The organism is Streptomyces albospinus (genome assembly GCF_014648695.1).
GTDB lineage: Bacteria > Actinomycetota > Actinomycetes > Streptomycetales > Streptomycetaceae > Streptomyces > Streptomyces albospinus.
In genome coordinates this window covers 1-16,348 of record NZ_BMRP01000029.1, presented here as the reverse complement: position 1 = coordinate 16,348, position 16,348 = coordinate 1, and the positions used below count along the sequence as shown (strand labels likewise).

Here is a 16,348-nt window from a genome sequence, read left to right as displayed (position 1 = left end):
TCCTGACCAACCGCCGCGAGTGGGACTCGAAGGAGATCCTCGCCCGCGGTGGCGACCCCGAAGTCCACAGCGGCGTGCAGCGTGTGGATTTCGTCCCGGTGGTTCGTGTCCACGGGATCTACCGCCAGGCCCCCACCGACCTCGATGCGAACGGGGAGACATGCCTGGCTGCCGAGGCCGTGGCCCATCTGCGGATCGCCGACTACAGGGGACGGCGACACCGTCTACGACTGGTTCGGGTATGCAGGTGGTCGCCATGCGCTATCAGGCCGGCGGCCGGCGCACGAGGTGCGGTACGTCGGCGCTCTGAGCCCAACGGCACAGGGAGGACAACGTGACCAAACGACAGCGCCACCCGCGGACCCAGACGTCGGCGTCGTCCGCCTGCATGGCGAGGCGTGCTACTGGTGCGGAGCGGCGAACGGGACCCTCACACCAGCAGGATCGGTCACCACCCCGGTCGAAGGCGGCCGGCGCTTCTGGTTCATTGCCGCCTGCCCACTGCACAGTTCCCGGAGGCCGCGGTGAACTCTCGCACCGACCGGGGCGTCACGACTATTGGGCCGCGTGTCCGGTGCTGCTCTTGCTGCCGGCTGCCGGAGACTGGATCACGATGCCCGTTCGTAGGGGAGGGGGACGGGGAGTGCAAGACGACTTACTGGTGGTGGGCTTCGATCTTGAGACTGGGCGCGAGGTGCACGTTGCTGACGCGCCGCCGGCGCGCTGGAGGCAACGCGGCTATAGCGGAACAGGCCAACTGGTGTGCTTTTACTGCTTCCACGGCTTCGAGGCTCCGGTGGGCACACGGGTGCCGCTGGTGCTCCGTGGTCGTCTGGGTGGGAAAGTCCGCCTGCACTTTGCGCACCCGCCGGGGAAGGCCCCGGTCGGCGGCCACCACCCTGAGACGGTGTGGCACATCACGACCAAGCACACCCTGGCCCGGTGGGCGAGGACGCGACCCGGCGTCGCCGCGGTGCGCCTGGAGCAGTGGACCCCGGACCAGGACCGGCGGGCCGACGTCGCGGTGCGGATGGGGGACGGCACAAAGCTGGCGCTGGAGGCACAGCGGATGCTGATGACCGACGACGGATGGCGGGCCCGCCACCGGGACTACGCCCGGGCAGGGATCGTCGACGTGTGGTTCTGGCGTCCTCGGGTGCACTTCCCACACGTCGTGCTCGACGCGGGCCTGCCAGTGTGGTTCTACACCCCGTCGAAGGGGCTGGCGTGGACGGCCTTCGGCCGACCCCACACACGGCCGTACCGGTGGTGGGAGGCGGAGAACCTGTCCGTCTTCGGGCTTCACCATCCACCGTGCGCACTCGACGAGCTGGAGCGGGTTTCGGTGCCGCTCGGCGAGCTGGGTCTGGACTCGGGCGGGGCGGTGTTGCCCGAGCCCCTGCAGAACCAGTTGCACGACTCCCAGCGCGAGGCCCGGGAGGAGGCGGCCAATTGGCTGGAGAGCAAGGCCCGATATGCCCGTCAGGTACGCGAAGCCAAACAGCGTGCCGCCCGTGAGCCGAAGCTGTCACCCCCGCCGCCGGCGCCGGCGGGTGGGCTGCGGTGCACGGTGTGCAAGCGCCCCTTGGCCGCGGAGCTGGCGCGAGCCGGGCCACACATTCTGTGCTGAGCGGGCAGTGGTTGGGCCTGGTGGGGGCCAAGGGGCGCTTGCCGGTGACGCGTAACGGTGCTCACGCGGTGCCGCTGGGGTGAGTCTTCCTTACGCTCCTTGCGGCCTGCCAGAGACCGCTGGCGGGGAACGACCCGGCCCTGGGAGGTTGCTCGTAACGGTAACCGGGACCGCTACCGAGCCGCCTCCGCCGAAGCGGCGGCCTACGAACGCGGGCGACGCCCCAAGCCGGCAGGCTCGCTCAACGGTCCGTCCTGCGCGCGCTGGTGGAGGCCAACCGGCCCTCCGTTGGTCGCCGGAGCAGATTGCAGGCTGGCTGCGACGCCACCTTCCCGGCGGCACCTCCATGCAGGTCTCACAGGAGGCGATCCATCTCTCGCTCTATGACCCACGCCGGCGCCGGACGACCGACCGCAGCCTCACCCAGAAGCTGCGGACAGCCCGCCCCATACGCCGACCGAAGATCGCCCGAAAGCCCACCGGACGAGGCGTCATCCGCGGCATAGTGTCCATCAGCGCCCGTCCCGCAGAGGTCGAGGACCGCAGGATTCCGGGCCATGGGTAGGGCGACCTCGTGATGGGCACACGACCCTCTGCGGTCGCCACGCTCGTCGAGCGCAGCACCACCCGCTGCACCGCCATCGTCGCGTTGCCGGACGGCATCAAGGCCGAGCAGTTCGCACCGCGCCTCATCCGAAGCCTCCTCGGCATCCCGCCCAGGCGCGGCGGACGTTCACCTGGGACCGGGGTCGCGTGATAGCCGAACACCAGGCCATCACGGCCGAGACCGGCATGCCGGTCTACCTCTGCACACCACGCAGCCCTTGGGAGCGAGGCACCAACGAGAACACCAACCACTTGCGACGGCAGTACCTGCCCAAGGGCGCGGCTCTCCGCACGTTCAGCCAGGCCGACCTCGACGCCATCGCCCGCGAACTCAACCACCGTCCCCGCAAAGTCCATGGCTACCGCACGCCGGCAGAGGTCTACGCTGACCTCCTGAACAGTGGTGATGAGCTGACCGCTTGAGCTCGCCAACGTGTGCCGTCGGGCCGGGCGGCCGGAGAATCCTGGCGGAAGGCCGTCACGGCTCGCCGCCCAACAGGCCGACGGCACACCCCAGTAAGGAACCACGCGATGAGCACCCCGCACGACTTCCCCCTGAAGCCCACCCCGATCCACGTGTCCGACGAGGTCCTCGATGACCTGCGCGCCCGCCTCACATCGACCCGTCCGCCGCTGGACGAGGGGAATGGGGACTGGTCCTACGGCGTTCCCGACAGCTATCTCCGTGAGCTGGTCGCCTACTGGCGGGACGGCTACGACTGGCGCACGGCCGAGGCCGCCATCAACGTCTACGAGCACTACCAGGTGAGCGTCGCCGGTGTCCCGGTGCACTTCATGCGCAAGCCCGGCCGCGGCCCCCGTCCGATCCCGTTGATCCTCACCCACGGCTGGCCGTGGACGTTCTGGCACTGGTCGAAGGTGATCGACCCGCTCGCCGACCCGGCCGCGTTCGGCGGTGACCCCGCCGACGCCTTCGACGTCATCGTGCCGTCCCTGCCCGGCTTCGGCTTCCCCGGCCCGCTCACCGGCTTTCCGGACATCAACTTCTGGAAGGTCTCCGACCTCTGGCACACCCTGATGACCGAGACCCTGGGATACGAGAAGTACGCCGCCGGGGGCTGCGACATCGGCGGGATCGTCTCCAGCCAGCTCGGCCACAAGTACGCCGACGAGCTGTACGGCATCCACATCGGCTCCGGGCTGCCGCTCGACTTCTTCACCGGCCACCGCGCCTGGGACTTCGCCCGGAATCGGCCCCTCACCGACGACCAGCCCGCCGATATCCGCGCCCGGATCATCGAGCTGGACCACCGCTCGGCGTGCCACCTCGCCGTGCACATGCTCGACGGCGCCACCCTGGCCCACGGGCTGAGCGACTCACCCGCCGGACTGCTCGCCTGGCTGCTGGAGCGCTGGAACGCCTGGAGCGACAACGGCGGCGACGTCGAATCCGTCTTCACCAAGGACGACCTGCTCACCCACGCCACGATCTACTGGGTGAACAACTCCATCGCCACGTCGATGCGCTACTACGCCAACGCCAATCGCTACCCCTGGGCCCCCGCCCACGACCGCACCCCGGTCGTACAGGCCCCGGTCGGCCTCACCTTCGTCACATACGAGAACCCGCCCGGCATCCACACCGCCACCGAGCGCGTCCAGGCGTTCAGGACCGGCCCGCAAGGCGACTGGTTCAACCACGTCAACGTCAACGCCCACGACCACGGCGGCCACTTCATCCCCTGGGAGAACCCCGACGCCTGGGTGAACGACCTGCGCCGCACTTTTCACGGCCGCAGGCCCTGAACGACCTCTGCGGGCTCCTGTGGCGACGGGCCAGGCGAACGTTGCCTGGAGGGCGTGTGCGTCGCCTGACCGGCCCCTACCGCCCGCCACGCCGTCTGCCTGCGCACCTCCGCTCGCCGCCACCCTTCCGGAAGCCCCCTCCGCCGGGCGGATTCCAGGGGTCGCTGCAACACGTGGTTTGTTGATCAAGCCGTGAGCAGCTTAGAGCTCCTCACGCAACGCGGGTTGCAGGCGGCGCCGGCAGATGAGTGAGCAGGCGAGCTTGAGGAATGCTTCGTGGATGTCGTCACGATGCTCCCGTCGGATGCGCAGGCGTCTGAACCAGTGCAGGAGCGCGATCGTCTGCTCCACCACCCACCGCTTGGTTCCCAGGCCGGAGCCATGGGCGGCGCCCCGCCGGGCGATGACGGGCTTGACGCCCTTCGCCCAGAACTGGCGGCGGTAGCAGCATGCCTGAGACGAAGCCCAGCTCGCTGGGCAGCCATTCCCACTGGATGCCGGTGTAGAGGACGAACAGGATCCCGCACAGCACCTTCCGGTCCTCCAGAATCCTCTTCCGGCCAGGTTGCCGGCGCCCAGGCGGCTGGCTCGGCAGCAACGGTGCTCGTCGATTACGTCGCGCGCCGTGGGGGCAGCGGTAGCTGGGGGAGCGCCGTGCCAGATGCCGCGGACCCGGCCATGACCCAACGGACAGCCCCTACGCCGGGTTACCGGTTCGCGGCGACCGCAGTGCGGCGAGGCCGGCAGACGCGAGCAGCAGTGAGGCGCCGCCGATGACGAAGGACAGCGTGGGCACCGCGTGGTACAGCGGCAGCAGAGCGATCGGGGCCATCGCCGCGCCGCCGAAGCGGAAGGCGGAGACCGCTGAGAGCGCGCCGCCCCGGTTGTCGGGCACCTCCCGGACGGTGAGATTCTGCAGGCACACGTTGAGCATCGAGTAGGCGATGCCTGCACCCGTCCAGCACAGCACCAGCGCCGGCAGGCTGTGCGTCGATCCGGTCAGCGCGACCAGCACCGCCCCCAGTGCGGCGGCGATCCCACCGCAGCGGCGCGCGCCGAAGCGGTCACCGAGCGAACCCCAGCTCGCGCCCAGCAGCAACCCCGTCAAACCGAAGCCCAGCAGCGCGACCCCGGTGAGGTCGGGGCGGATGCCGAGGTGCTCCTCGGCGTGCAGGGAGACAAGGAACGGCAGCCCGGCCGCGCCGAAGTAGCTGACGAACGCGGCGACCGACAGCAGTCCCATCCGCATGTTCACCAGGGGCCGCAGGAGTGGAGCTTGTGCGCCCGGCCGAGCACCGCCGGGTGGGGGTGCCAGCGCGAGCAGCCCGGCCGCGGCGGCGACACCGACGAATGCCCAGCGCCAGTTCGCCGCCGCGGCCACCCCACCGAGCAGCGGTGAGAGCGACTGGCCGGCGGCCTGGCAACTGGCCAACAGCCCGACGGCCCGGCTCAGCCGGTGCGGTGGAACCATGTCGGCCAGCCCGGCCAGCAGCAGCGGCGAGATGAACGCGTTGGCGGTGCCCATCACCGCCCGTACCACCAGCAGCAGCGCGATGTTCGGTGCGACGGCGCCGAGCAGCGAGGCGATCAGGTAGACCAGGTAGGCAATCAGCACGGTGCGCCGGCGGCCCCACCGCTCGCCCACCGTCCCGGACACCAGCTGCACCAGGGCGAACGGCACGAAGTAGGCGGTCACCGACAGCGTGGTGGCGCTCGTCGACGCGTCGAGTGAGTCGGCGATCTGCGGCAGCATCGGTGCCACCACGCCGCCGCCCAGCGGCCCGAGCGCAGCGCCGGCGTACACCGCGAAAACGCGTAACTTCCCGACCGGCCCGCTGTTCCCAAGCCGGGCCTGGGCACGCGCTGCGGACCGGGTCGGACCCGGCGGGTCAACCGGCTTGCCCATCAAGGTGTTTCCCCCGGCACCGCGCGGCGCGTGGTCGTCAGTCATCACGGTTTCTCTCCCCGTAGAGCGGCCTGGGCCGTGAGCGACGCTAAGTTCTCCGTGCGGTGTCTGTGTAATGCCTGTTATGGAACACCGATATCCGGCAGGCATAGTGCGACGTGAGCGGACCGCGTCAGCGGTGTACTGCGGCGATCGCCACATCGATGAAACGGCGAAGCAGGAGCTCCTGCATGTGCGGCAGGTAGACGAGTTCGACCGGGACCGGAGGCGCGTTGACCAGCGGCACGAAGGTCACCCCAGGGTGGTTGATCCGGCGCACCCCCACTGTCGGGGCCACCCCGATGCCGCGATTGGCGGCCACCGACTCGACCCACTCGTCGTAGTTGGCCGTCTCGATCACGTCTCGCGGACCCTTGCCGGGAGCCCAGGACCAGTGGCCGGTCGCGCCGCTGACCACGTTCTCCACCAGCGGCCACCGGGGAACGTCTCCCCAGTCCACCTCGTCGAGCTGGCTCACCTCGGACTTGGCGGCGCAGGCGACCGCCACCCGCGGTTCGTCGAACAGGTGCACCGTCTTGACCGGCGCGGACGAACGCACGCCACCGCGCACCAGCGCGACATCGATCACATGACGTTGCAGTGCCTGGATCGGATCGTCGGTGCGCACGAGGTTCACCGTGCTCCCCGAGGTTCGCTCAAACTCGCTGATGGTGCGCTGTGCCTACGGGTCCGGCATCAGCCAGCTGAATCCCAGCCGGATGCTGACCTGTTCACTCAACGCGTTCATCGCCCGGTCCAGCTCGTTGAGCACCCGTTCCACCTGTGTGAGGAAGGAGTTCCCCACGTTGGTGAGTTCCACGTGCCGGGAGCTTCGGTTGAACAACCGCACCCGCAACGCGGTCTCCAACTGCTGAACGGTGCGGGTCAACGCCGGCTGGGTGATGGTCAGTTTCTCGGCAGCACGGGTGAATGACTGCTGTCGCGCCACCTCGACGAACGCACGCAGGTGACGCAGCTCGACATCCATGACTGTGGAGCATAGCCCGAGCGCACAAGGTATTTCTCATGTTCGAACGGACTGGCTACGTTCAGAGTGCAGGCGACTGGGGCAGGCCAATGGACGCAGCAACGCCCACCCGGTCGACGCCGAACAGCACACCCGGTTTCGGACGAGGTGTGAGGTGCATGTGCGTCGGCGGTGAGTCTGGGGGTGGGCCGGTGCCTCTGCCCCCGATTCTGCCGCTGTTCCATGTCCCGTCCGGGCTTCCCGCGCGGGCGGCTGTCGACAAGCACCACCGGCACGATGCAGCAGCAATTGTGGGAGCGGGGACGGGGCCCGGCCGCCTTCCTGACCGCGCCGAAAGGTGTCCGGCTCGGGTCGAAGTTCCCGAGGGACGAAGAGAGCGAGGAGTAAGCAGCATGGCCAAGGGATATCTGGTCGGCACCTACCGATCGGTGCAAGACCCGGAAAAGCTCGCCGCGTACGGGAAGTTGGCGAAGCCCGCGCTGGAGGCGGCCGGCGGCCGGATCCTGGCCCGTGGTGGCCCGGTGACCGCGTTCGAGTCGGGGGTGCCCGAGCGCACGGTCCTGGTCGAGTTCCCCAGCTACGATGCCGCGGTCGCGGCCTATTTAAGCGAGGACTACCAGCGGGCCGTCGCGGTGCTGGACGGCGGTGCCGAGCGGGATGTACGGGTCGTGGAGGGGCTTGACTGAGCGCCCCGACACGTGCCGTGGTCCCCGCCGGCAACGGCGGGGACCACGGCACGAGATCCATCCCCTGAAAAGCCGAACGGTCAAGGCGACGCCTCCAGTCCCCATTCCGCCCGTCCTGGTCGGCATGTTGCGCGAGCACATCGACCGCTTCGGTATAGCGCCGCATGGCCGACTGCACCGCAACGCAGCAGGGAACTACGTCGACGCCGCGGTATCTTGCAGGACCTGGGCACGAGCGCGTGGGGCCCCTCCCCCCCTCAACGACTGCCTGAGCGGCATCTTCGGCTACACCGCCCCTGCATCCCTGCCCTGGCGGAACGCCGCGGCCCTCTCCATCGACGTCGCCGCGGCCTAGGACTCCCCAACTCGACGACCACAACCCGCTGAGGGCCATCTGCGCCGGTCGCGGGGCCGACGTCATCATCGCCGCTCGGGTGCAGGTCCGCGGCGGCAACGCCAACGAAGGTGAACCGCATGGCCGCCTGGCATCTCGGTCGGCTGGTCGCCTTCGATCTGGAGGCGACCAGCCCCGACCCGCTGACTGCCCGCTGGGAGGGGCTCAGCCGCCCAGCAGCCAGGAGCCGTTCAGGATTTTTTGAAGGCCGTCGGTGATCGGTTTAGTTCCGACCTGAGGAGCTACAGCAGTGGGCTGGTCGTCGTCGTCGGCGTTGGCGGTGCCGGCTCCAAGGATGATCAGTACTGAGGCGGCTACTGCTGTAGCGAGAACGGTCAGGTGCTTCACGGGGGACCTCCGCTGGTCAAGGCGACTTTTCGGCAGGATCATTCGCCGTTCGTTCGCCCGCCACCCGAACCTCCTCCAACTGGCGGCCAGGTCACCCCGATGCTGCGCCGGTGCTCTTGGGCAGCTCCGGCTCAAGGTGCCTCCTCGACCTGTGGGCCTTCGTCATGCTCAATCTGCGGCTGGCATCCGGCGGCCCAGGTTTCCCGCGAGGTGCCGTGCCGCGAAGGCGCCTTCCCCGTTGCCCTTGGTCAGCAGCTGCAACAGTTCAACCGTGGCGTGTGTCTCGCGCAGGGGCAACAGGGAGAGGCGTGGTTCGTCCACGCTTGTCACGTTGTCGATCAGGCTGAGGATGCGGTCCTCTACTTCGCTCATGATCTAAGGAATGTGGCGCTGACCTGCACGGTTACGACGTCGATGCTGGCACATGCCTTTGGCGCATGCCTCTATGCATTCGGCTTTGTGGCCCACAATCGCGCTAGCGTGCCGTCACGAATGGTGACCCCACACCGGGAGGGCAACATGGGCGCCGCGCCGTGGACCATCGAGACGATCTGTGAAGCGCTCGGCGACCCCGACCTGACCAACAAGTTCCTCGGCCAGTTCAACACCGCCGAGGAGCACCAGCTGCTCCCGACCTTCAAGAAATGGGCAGGCATCGCCACCCGCATCCAGGCCGCCGAACAACGGGGCCGGGAATTCGCCGCCGCCGACGCACGAGGCGAGGAACTCCCCGGCGAGTGGGTCGACCGCACCGAATGGGTCCAGCGCGAAGCCGCAAGGATCCGCGCCGGCCGCGGCGCCGCCCGACCTTCAGATCCCGGTCACACGCCATCGCTGATCCGATACTTTGCTGAACGCCTACGTCACCTGGCCCGTGTTCAGGAAGACCCCCGTAGGAGGTCAGCGCGTTGTTCCGGCTCATCTACGACCCTGGCTGCGAACCCCTCCACGACCAGCTCCCGTCGGCCGTCAGCCACGCCCTCACCGCCGCCTGCCACGACCCCATCGGGCACACCTCACCCCGCGCCCACGCCGAAGAGTGGAACCAGCAGATCCGAGGTGACGGCGCCCTCGCCATGATCTTCGTCAGCTACAGACAGAAAACCGTGGCCGTCGTCGACACCGTCCCGCTCGGCTGAACCTGCTCCACGCAGCGGAGGGAGCGCACGCGAGGGCACAGTCGGCGAGCCCTCGCCCCCGTGTCCACTCTGGACGGGGCCCGGCGCCTTTGACCCCGGGCCGGGTGGGGTGGCACCGCTTTACAGGTTCGGTTCGGCTGCTGTGCCTGCCCTGGGCGCCGGTGCCCGGCTGGCGTCGGCGGTTCCGGGCAGGTCGTGGTCAGTGTCCGGTGAGGCTGGCGATGGTTTCGCCGGTTGCGGTGCATCGCGGCCCCACTGACCGTGCCCACGCAGGCCAGAAGCGAGAGGGAACCAAGTCTGTGAGGTCCTGACTGGTCGCGGCCGGGGCTCCCACTGCGTCCTTCTCGCCAACTCATCAGGCACAGAGTGACACTGAGGAACATCGTCGGCCGTGGACGCGGCACCGCCGAGATGAAGTCAGGGTCCTTTGCTCATGAAGATGCGGCTGGTGCCAGCGGGTATGCAGGGCACTTCTCCCAGGCGGCGCCAGCCGTGCCGCTGGTAGAACCCTGGGGCTTGGAAGCTGATGGTGTACAGGACTGCGGCCTTGCATGCGCGCGCCCTCCCCTCGTCCTCGGCCCGGCGCAGGATCTGGTTTCCCAACCCAGTGCCGCGCAGCTCGGGTGGCAGGTAGAAGAGGTCGATGAAGAGGAGCCCCCAGGGATGTCCGGCCGGTCAGGCCCCCGAGGATCCGTCGGCTACCGGGCTCGCGAACCAGAACGGCGAGGGGCGTCGGTCGCCGATGCCCGTGATGTCGCTGTTGAAGCGGCCCAGCGCTTCCGAGATCGCTGCCGTCTCGGTGCGGTGGGGGGTATCGGTGAGGACGACCTCCACCGACCCCGCTGATCGGCTCGGCGGGCTCGCCGGCTCCGGTACCGCACGGGCCAAGGCCACGGCAGCATTCGCGAACAAGGCCAGCGGGCTCGCGGAGTGGGCGTCGGGGACCGTACACAGCCGCAGGTACTTCTTGACGAGTCGCACTTCGGACGTTCTCCTTCAGACGGTCTGTGCTGGGGGCCGAGATGCTCCCTGCCGACCGGGTGGGTATTGGTGATCGGCGGGGAGCCTAGGTGGCCGTGGGTTCGGCGCAGGCCGAACCGTCACTCGCGATACTTGGGGTATGACGGCTGACCGTGCGGGCAAGGACGTCGGAGTCGACTTTGCCGCGGTGGCACGGCCACTCGCGGACGACACCCGAGCCGATATGTGCCTGGCCTTGCTGGACGGCCGTGCCTGGACGGCCCGGGAGCCGGCTCGGCACGCCGGTGTGGCACCCTCGACCGCCACCGAGCACCTCAACACACTGGTGGGCGGCGGGCTCCTGGCCGAGGAGCGGCACGTCCGCCACCGGCACCTGCGACTGGCTGACCCCAAGGTGATGGCCCTGATCGAGAGCCTGGCCGACGTCGCCCCCGCGCCGCGCTGCCCGGCCCACTTCACTGGGCGCGACCGGCCGCGCCAAGGCACCGGCCCGCGCACGGCAGTGCTACGACCACCTCGCGGGAACCCTCGGCCTGCCCATCACGGACGCGATGGTCGACAACGGCCTGATCACCTGGGACCCGGAGCCACAGCTCACTCTCGCAGGGACGGCCTGGATGGCCGAGAACGGCATCACGCTCCCCACCGCTTCGCGCCGCCCGCTGGTGCGCTCATGCCTGGACTGGACCGAACGCCGTCCCCATTTGGGCGGTGCCGTGGGAGCCGCGATCTGCTCGCGCGCTTTGGACGCAGGCTGGGTCACCAGGATCGGCACGGGCCGAGCCCTGGCCCTGACAGAACCAGGCCGCCAGGAGTTCCACGAACGCTTCCGGGTCCCAGTAGACCGACTGCCCACGGGTGGGACCAGGTGAGCGGACCTTTCGCCCCAGGGTGACAGTCGACACGTGGCGCATCAGGCCAAATCGGCTCACGCAGCATGGTCCGTCCGGCCCTCGCGGCATCGGCCAGACGGGAGGAGAACGAAGCTGACGCTGAACGTCAGCGGCCACGTCCACCGGACCGGGCCACCGCGACTCAAGATCGTAATTCCACCCTCGGCACGAGGGAGGCCCCTATGCGCCCAAGCAAGGTCACAATGCGGCGAGTGGCCTTTGCCGTATGCGCAGCACCCGTACGCGCCGGCCTGTCCGATGGGTCGATGACGTGGATGGCTCGTGCGTGCTCCGGTCTCGCACCCTCTTGCGCCCCGTCATCCGTATGGCCGGATCTCGCCTGCCGGCAGGACACTCCCAGCACGCGGCGTCTCCGGGGCTCTGGCCTGAAAATGCCGCCCCGAAACCCTGGGCACCGTTGTCCCGGAGGGAGAGAAGTGTCCCGAACCCGATATCGCCTCAGATCGCACGAGCACGGCCGCAGGAGCCAGCTGGGCATCCGCCCCTGCCGAGGAGGATCCGCCGTGGCCGAACTCCGCCCGACCCACTCACGCTCAACGCTTCGAAAGGTGGCCATGGCTGTGACGGCCGCCTCCATGGCGCTGTCCCTGAGCCTGGGCGTCGCCGGCACGGCCGGCGCCGGGATGATGACGCAGATGCGTCTCAGTGGTGCACGCGTGTCAGGCGGCGCATACATCGCCTCCAAGGTGATTGCGTCGTATCGGAACACCCGTGCCGGGGCGCAGGAGATTTTCCAGGTAGTTGCTGCCGCCGGTGGCGTGGATGTAGCGGAGGGGCAGGCGACCGGGACCGGGACCGGCGGCGATGAAGACGTCGTCATCGACTTGACGCAAGTAGGCGAGCTCGTTGACGGCGAGCAGGTCGAGGTTTCCATCACGAACACGGAAACCGCTGGTGGCTCGCCCGCCGTAGATACCGAGGCCGTGACCTTGGCCTGCCATGTCGACCCCGATCCCGCGACGTTGACCTGCGCGTAACTGTGCTGGCTACCTCGGCTGTCGCAGCCACACTCGACCCGGCAGACGGGCCCTGGTCCGCATCCGCACCCCCCGCGTCAAAGCGCACCCCTGGTCGATTACGGGAGTGGACTCCCGCGGAGTGAGCAACGATTTCCCCGACGCCCTGGTGCAGCTACAACGCGACCTCACCAGGCCGCTGCCGACCTCAAGGCTTTCCTCGACGAGCACCCCCACTCCCCGGAAGCCATGGACGGCCGGCACCACAAGCCTGGCGAAGGCCACTGGCTCGAACGCCACCACGACCCCTCCGCCGGCTGGACCGACAGCGAAAGGCAGGCCGAGACCGAGCTCCGCGCGAAGCTCCGCGACGCGAGAGAGCAGGTCCACGGGCACACCCCTGGGGCACCCTCGCCGGACCCGACCTCGTCCAGGCCCGCATGCGACTCAAGCACGCCGACGATCCCACCGAGGAATAGTCCACCCCGCAGAAGGCTCCCCATCCCTGGCGGGGGCTTACGTCGTTGCCGCTCACACCATCCGGCAACTCGGGGCATCCGAGACCAGAACGCAGAACTCGGGGCAGGGGATATGACGCACGCCATGCGCCGTGTGGGCCCACGGAACGGACCAACACACGGGCCGAGGGCAATCTCGAACCAGCCCCGGCAGCGACCAGGAGGACCCCTCGGAGCCCGTGCTCATCGACGACGTGCAACGGATGGTCAAGACGTGGGCCAGGCAGGGCCGCGCGCAGGGTAGTGAGCGCGGACGGGTCGATGCCAGCCGCACAAGTGGAAGTTGACCCGCTTGCAGCGGCCGACCACGCAGACGAGGCGCTGGAGGCACATCCCCATGAACTTCGGTGCGTTCATGTCGATTTCATCGGTCTTTGCAAGGCTCACCGTGCTTCACAGGAAGTTCACAGACTCCCTACGGAAGGTCGACATGCATAGACGTCTCAAGGGCGTAAGACGCCTCTTAGCCGCCCCGTTCCTCGCCCTGCTGATGCTCGCTACCGGAGTCGTCGCCACCGCCACCACGGCGCAGGCGGCCGAGTCCAACGCCTGGACGTTCACCAATCCGGACGGACGTATCGACTCGCCCAACGGCAACGACGGTGCCCAGATCTCGGTCAACAAGGCGCCTGGCAACCACCAGAACTGGCGGCTGATCTCCGCCGGTACCGGTACCTTCCGCATCGCCAACACCGACACCGGCAAGTGTCTCTACTCCACTCAGCCGCTGACTCAGCGCTCGTGCGGCGCCGGCGACAAGGACGACGGCCAGCTCTGGCACTTCCACCCCATCGACAGCAAACCGGGCACCTTCATGCTGGTGCGCGCCGATGACGGTTACTGCCTCGACAACCGAGGTGGCCTGCACCTGTGGGGCATTCTGGCCCAGCCCAACCCGTGCAATGGCTCCTCCACGCAGGAATGGACGGTGCCCCAGACGAAGGTGTCCGAGGCGATGAAGCTCGCCCTCGACTACTACGCCGACCTGTGTTCCAAGAAGACCGCCACCTGTTCGTGGACACAGAAGTCCGAAGGGCAGCCCGAAGTCCTGCCCCGTCAGCCCGCCTCGTCGGTCTGGTACAACGACACCGGCGCCACGATGAAGCAGGTCTTCACCACGATCTACCACTCCGGCTGGGCGCAGTCGTACTCCGTGGGCCTGTCGTCCTCCGTCGGTGTCTCCGCCCCGGTCCAGGCGATGATCACCAGCCAGCTCACCGCGACGCAGACCTACACCTCGGACGAGACCACCGTCAACGGCATCTCGATCGACGTCCCGTCCAAGAATTACGGATGGGTCGACTTCGCCGCAGTCGGCAAGAAGGTCACCGGCACGTGGACCTTCGACACCAGCAACCAGCCGTGGACCGCTGACGCGACCGTGACCGTCCCCGTCATCAACTCGACGGCCGGCTCCACGATGTACGTCGCCCACACCGGCGCGGACGCGCCCGGCAGCGGTGCCAGCAGCGCCGACGTCAAGCCTGCCACTCTCGCGAAGACCGCGACGGGCACCATGGAAGTGCCCGCAGGCGCCAAGCTGACTGCCTACAAGGGCGGTGTCCAAGTCAGTGACGCCAACGGCAGCACGATCGCAACGGTGCAGCCCGGCACCGTCACGGACACCCACGGCACGACCCACAAGGTCGATCTCGCCGTGGACGGCAACACCGTCACCCAGACCATCGAAGGCGTCACCGGCGACACCGTCACCGGCACGATCACGCCCCCGACCTATTCCCTGGGCAGCGGCACCCCCGCCGCCGCGAAGATGACTGCCAAGGTGCTGACGGCGGCCAGGTCTTTCATGGCCGCTCCCGCTTCCAAGAGCAGCGACGAGCACGACAAGTGCATGGCCAAGAAGATCGGCACCAGCATCGTCGTCGGAGGCGCCTGGGGCACCCTGACCGGCGGCCCCGAAGGACTGGCCATCGGCATGCTCACCGGCGCATTCAAGGGCATTGCCAAGGGCGTCATAGAATGCTGACCCACACAGCCTGAACAACTGCGTCCCCCTGCCTGTGATCGGGCAGGGGGACGCGGTGTTTTCTGATTGGTCAGTGGCGCAGCCATGGGCAAGGTCTGGTGAGGGGGCGCCCGCCTTAGAAGTCATCTCATTTGGTGAGTCTGCGATAGCAGATGAGGGTGCAGGCGATGCTGGTGAAGGCGAGGAAGTGGTCGGCTTTGCGCTCGTAGCGACGGTGGAGTCGTCGGCAGCCGGCGAGCCATGCCATGGTGCGTTCGATGGTCCAGCGGTGGCGGCCGAGTCGCTTGGAGGACTCGATGCCCTTGCGTGCGATGCGGTGGGTGATTCCGCGTAAGCGGAGCCATCGCCGCAGGTGGTCGTAGTCGTAGCCCTTGTCGGCGTGCAGCTTTGCGGGACGTCGCCTGCGGGGGCCACGGCGGGAACGTATCGGCGGGATACCGCGGACGAGCGGTTCGAGGGCCTGACTGTCGTGCAGGTTCGCGCCGGAGATGCCGATCGAGATGGGCAGACCGGTCCGCTCGGTAATCAAGTGGATCTTCGAGCCTTTCTTGCCTCGATCGACAGGATTCGGACCGGTCAGGTCCCCCCTTTCAGGGCCCGCATGTTCACCGAGTCGATCGCGCAGCGACTCCAGTCCAGGTCGCCGCGCGAACCCAGTTCATCCAGCACCAGGCGGTGCAGCTTCGCCCACACCCTGGCCTTGCTCCACTCGGTGAAGCGCCGGTGGGCCGTCGGCCCGGACGGCCCGAAAGAGGGAGGCAACTGCCGCCAGGTACAGCCTGACGTGGCGACAAAGATGATCGCCGCCAGCACTTCACGATCCCCATACCTCCGCCGGCCGCCACCCTGCCGCCGAACCGGAGCCGGCGGCACCACCCGCTCGAACAACGACCACAGCTCATCCGGCACCAAACGTTCCACGATTCCCACGACCACAGACTACCGAACACACCAAATGAGACGACGTCTTAGGGGCGCGGCACTCGAATGCGTTCAGGGTCCGGGATCAGGTCCGGGGCGTCGCGGCGTCGCCCCACTGGCCCGGTGTGATCAGGAACGAGGCCGGACACCGCCGGCAATTCCACGACCGCGCCCGCAACGCCCGCGCATCCTCCGCAGCCAGCGTGCCCGCCACCCCCGCCACCACACCCAACACACTGGCTGCCACGGGGAATGGTCCCTGCGCCGCGTACTCCGGTGGCGGCGCGTACTTGCCGCTCAACTCCGACTCACGCGGCAACGACCGTACAGACTCCGGCAGATGCAGAACCTTTCGCTACGTGGCCCTCGGTAACCGTGTGCGGCGTAGGCCGCCGGATCCGCTCGACGTCTTCTCACTCGCAACACGTGCTGAGGCCCACCCGGTCGGGTGACCGCGATCGAGGCCCCGCGCGGGCGAACAGTCCAGCGAGCTGGGGGAGGGGCACCCTCTAGTAGCGCGTCGCTGCTTAGTTGTGGCATGACTGGTTGGGAGACTGGCGTCTGACAA

At 68.3% G+C, this 16,348-nt stretch carries 17 protein-coding genes and 3 pseudogenes; 10 read left to right on the top strand and 10 right to left on the bottom strand.

Annotated elements, in window-relative coordinates; translation table 11 throughout:
- Positions 1–907: 907 nt before the first annotated feature.
- The 3 genes from IEZ17_RS45250 (at position 908) to IEZ17_RS29600 (ending at position 4,003) form a co-directional block, all read left to right on the top strand.
- Positions 908–1,630 (top strand): competence protein CoiA family protein, encoded by a 723-nt coding sequence (locus IEZ17_RS45250; RefSeq protein ID WP_444544829.1) that lies wholly within the window; start codon positions 908–910, stop codon positions 1,628–1,630.
- Between the two features lie 630 nt (positions 1,631–2,260).
- The gene (locus tag IEZ17_RS43065) at positions 2,261–2,659 is read left to right on the top strand and encodes an IS30 family transposase (protein ID WP_229852792.1); all 399 of its coding nucleotides are present in this window, start codon (positions 2,261–2,263) and stop codon (positions 2,657–2,659) included.
- Positions 2,660–2,767: 108 nt separating this feature from the next.
- Positions 2,768–4,003 (top strand): epoxide hydrolase family protein, encoded by a 1,236-nt coding sequence (locus IEZ17_RS29600; protein WP_189305472.1) that lies wholly within the window; start codon positions 2,768–2,770, stop codon positions 4,001–4,003.
- Positions 4,004–4,204: 201 nt separating this feature from the next.
- On the opposite strand, the pseudogene IEZ17_RS43060 reads toward IEZ17_RS29600, so the two are convergent.
- From IEZ17_RS43060 to IEZ17_RS43045, 5 genes and pseudogenes are all read right to left on the bottom strand, one after another.
- Positions 4,205–4,423, bottom strand: a pseudogene (locus tag IEZ17_RS43060) (IS5/IS1182 family transposase); the annotation flags it as partial.
- A 103-nt stretch (positions 4,424–4,526) separates the two neighbouring features.
- Positions 4,527–4,601: pseudogene (locus tag IEZ17_RS43055) on the bottom strand (hypothetical protein); the annotation flags it as partial.
- Between the two features lie 99 nt (positions 4,602–4,700).
- Complete coding sequence (locus tag IEZ17_RS29590; protein ID WP_189305470.1) at positions 4,701–5,807, bottom strand: MFS transporter; 1,107 nt, start codon at positions 5,805–5,807, stop codon at positions 4,701–4,703.
- Between the two features lie 274 nt (positions 5,808–6,081).
- The gene (locus IEZ17_RS43050) at positions 6,082–6,585 is read right to left on the bottom strand and encodes a substrate-binding domain-containing protein (protein WP_268249859.1); all 504 of its coding nucleotides are present in this window, start codon (positions 6,583–6,585) and stop codon (positions 6,082–6,084) included.
- 45 nt (positions 6,586–6,630) lie between these two features.
- Entirely contained in the window at positions 6,631–6,936 is a 306-nt protein-coding gene (locus tag IEZ17_RS43045; protein WP_229852778.1) for a LysR family transcriptional regulator, read from the bottom strand.
- Positions 6,937–7,328: 392 nt separating this feature from the next.
- Here IEZ17_RS43045 and IEZ17_RS29580 point away from each other — a divergent pair, with 392 nt between their 5' ends.
- Together IEZ17_RS29580 and IEZ17_RS29575 are read left to right on the top strand one after the other, a co-directional pair.
- Entirely contained in the window at positions 7,329–7,622 is a 294-nt protein-coding gene (locus tag IEZ17_RS29580; protein WP_189305468.1) for a DUF1330 domain-containing protein, read from the top strand.
- A 124-nt stretch (positions 7,623–7,746) separates the two neighbouring features.
- The gene (locus tag IEZ17_RS29575; protein WP_189305466.1) at positions 7,747–7,977 is read left to right on the top strand and encodes a hypothetical protein; all 231 of its coding nucleotides are present in this window, start codon (positions 7,747–7,749) and stop codon (positions 7,975–7,977) included.
- A 204-nt stretch (positions 7,978–8,181) separates the two neighbouring features.
- Here IEZ17_RS29575 and IEZ17_RS29570 read toward each other — a convergent pair whose 3' ends face one another.
- Positions 8,182–8,364, bottom strand: a complete 183-nt coding sequence (locus IEZ17_RS29570; protein WP_189305465.1) for a hypothetical protein — start codon at positions 8,362–8,364, stop codon at positions 8,182–8,184.
- A 168-nt stretch (positions 8,365–8,532) separates the two neighbouring features.
- Complete coding sequence (locus IEZ17_RS29565; protein WP_189305462.1) at positions 8,533–8,736, bottom strand: hypothetical protein; 204 nt, start codon at positions 8,734–8,736, stop codon at positions 8,533–8,535.
- Between the two features lie 536 nt (positions 8,737–9,272).
- On the opposite strand from IEZ17_RS29565, the gene IEZ17_RS29560 reads away from it, so the two are divergent.
- On the top strand, positions 9,273–9,503 hold the full coding sequence (locus IEZ17_RS29560) for a hypothetical protein (protein ID WP_189305461.1): 231 nt from the start codon (positions 9,273–9,275) through the stop codon (positions 9,501–9,503).
- A gap of 417 nt (positions 9,504–9,920) precedes the next feature.
- On the opposite strand, the gene IEZ17_RS44620 is transcribed toward IEZ17_RS29560, so the two are convergent.
- Together IEZ17_RS44620 and IEZ17_RS43040 are read right to left on the bottom strand one after the other, a co-directional pair.
- Positions 9,921–10,148 carry a GNAT family N-acetyltransferase gene (locus IEZ17_RS44620; protein WP_373299984.1) on the bottom strand — a complete coding sequence of 76 codons (228 nt, stop codon included), beginning with the start codon at positions 10,146–10,148 and terminating at the stop codon, positions 9,921–9,923.
- A gap of 30 nt (positions 10,149–10,178) precedes the next feature.
- On the bottom strand, positions 10,179–10,484 hold the full coding sequence (locus IEZ17_RS43040; RefSeq protein WP_229852777.1) for a hypothetical protein: 306 nt from the start codon (positions 10,482–10,484) through the stop codon (positions 10,179–10,181).
- Between the two features lie 139 nt (positions 10,485–10,623).
- Here IEZ17_RS43040 and IEZ17_RS43035 point away from each other — a divergent pair.
- From IEZ17_RS43035 to IEZ17_RS29545, 4 genes and pseudogenes are all read left to right on the top strand, one after another.
- Positions 10,624–11,356 (top strand): annotated as a pseudogene (locus IEZ17_RS43035) (ArsR/SmtB family transcription factor).
- Positions 11,357–11,901: 545 nt separating this feature from the next.
- Positions 11,902–12,375, top strand: coding sequence for a hypothetical protein (locus tag IEZ17_RS29550; protein ID WP_194505909.1), 474 nt, complete (start codon positions 11,902–11,904; stop codon positions 12,373–12,375).
- On the top strand, positions 12,376–13,116 hold the full coding sequence (locus IEZ17_RS45705; protein WP_506005267.1) for a DUF8825 domain-containing protein: 741 nt from the start codon (positions 12,376–12,378) through the stop codon (positions 13,114–13,116).
- A gap of 186 nt (positions 13,117–13,302) precedes the next feature.
- Positions 13,303–14,859, top strand: a complete 1,557-nt coding sequence (locus IEZ17_RS29545; RefSeq protein ID WP_189305457.1) for a hypothetical protein — start codon at positions 13,303–13,305, stop codon at positions 14,857–14,859.
- A gap of 127 nt (positions 14,860–14,986) precedes the next feature.
- Here IEZ17_RS29545 and IEZ17_RS29540 read toward each other — a convergent pair.
- Positions 14,987–15,780, bottom strand: a protein-coding gene (locus IEZ17_RS29540; RefSeq protein WP_229852791.1) for an IS5 family transposase whose coding sequence is annotated in 2 segments (ribosomal slippage) — positions 14,987–15,445 and positions 15,448–15,780 — 792 coding nt in all. Because the reading frame shifts where the segments join, the coding sequence is not laid out codon by codon here.
- Positions 15,781–16,348 lie beyond the last annotated feature (568 nt).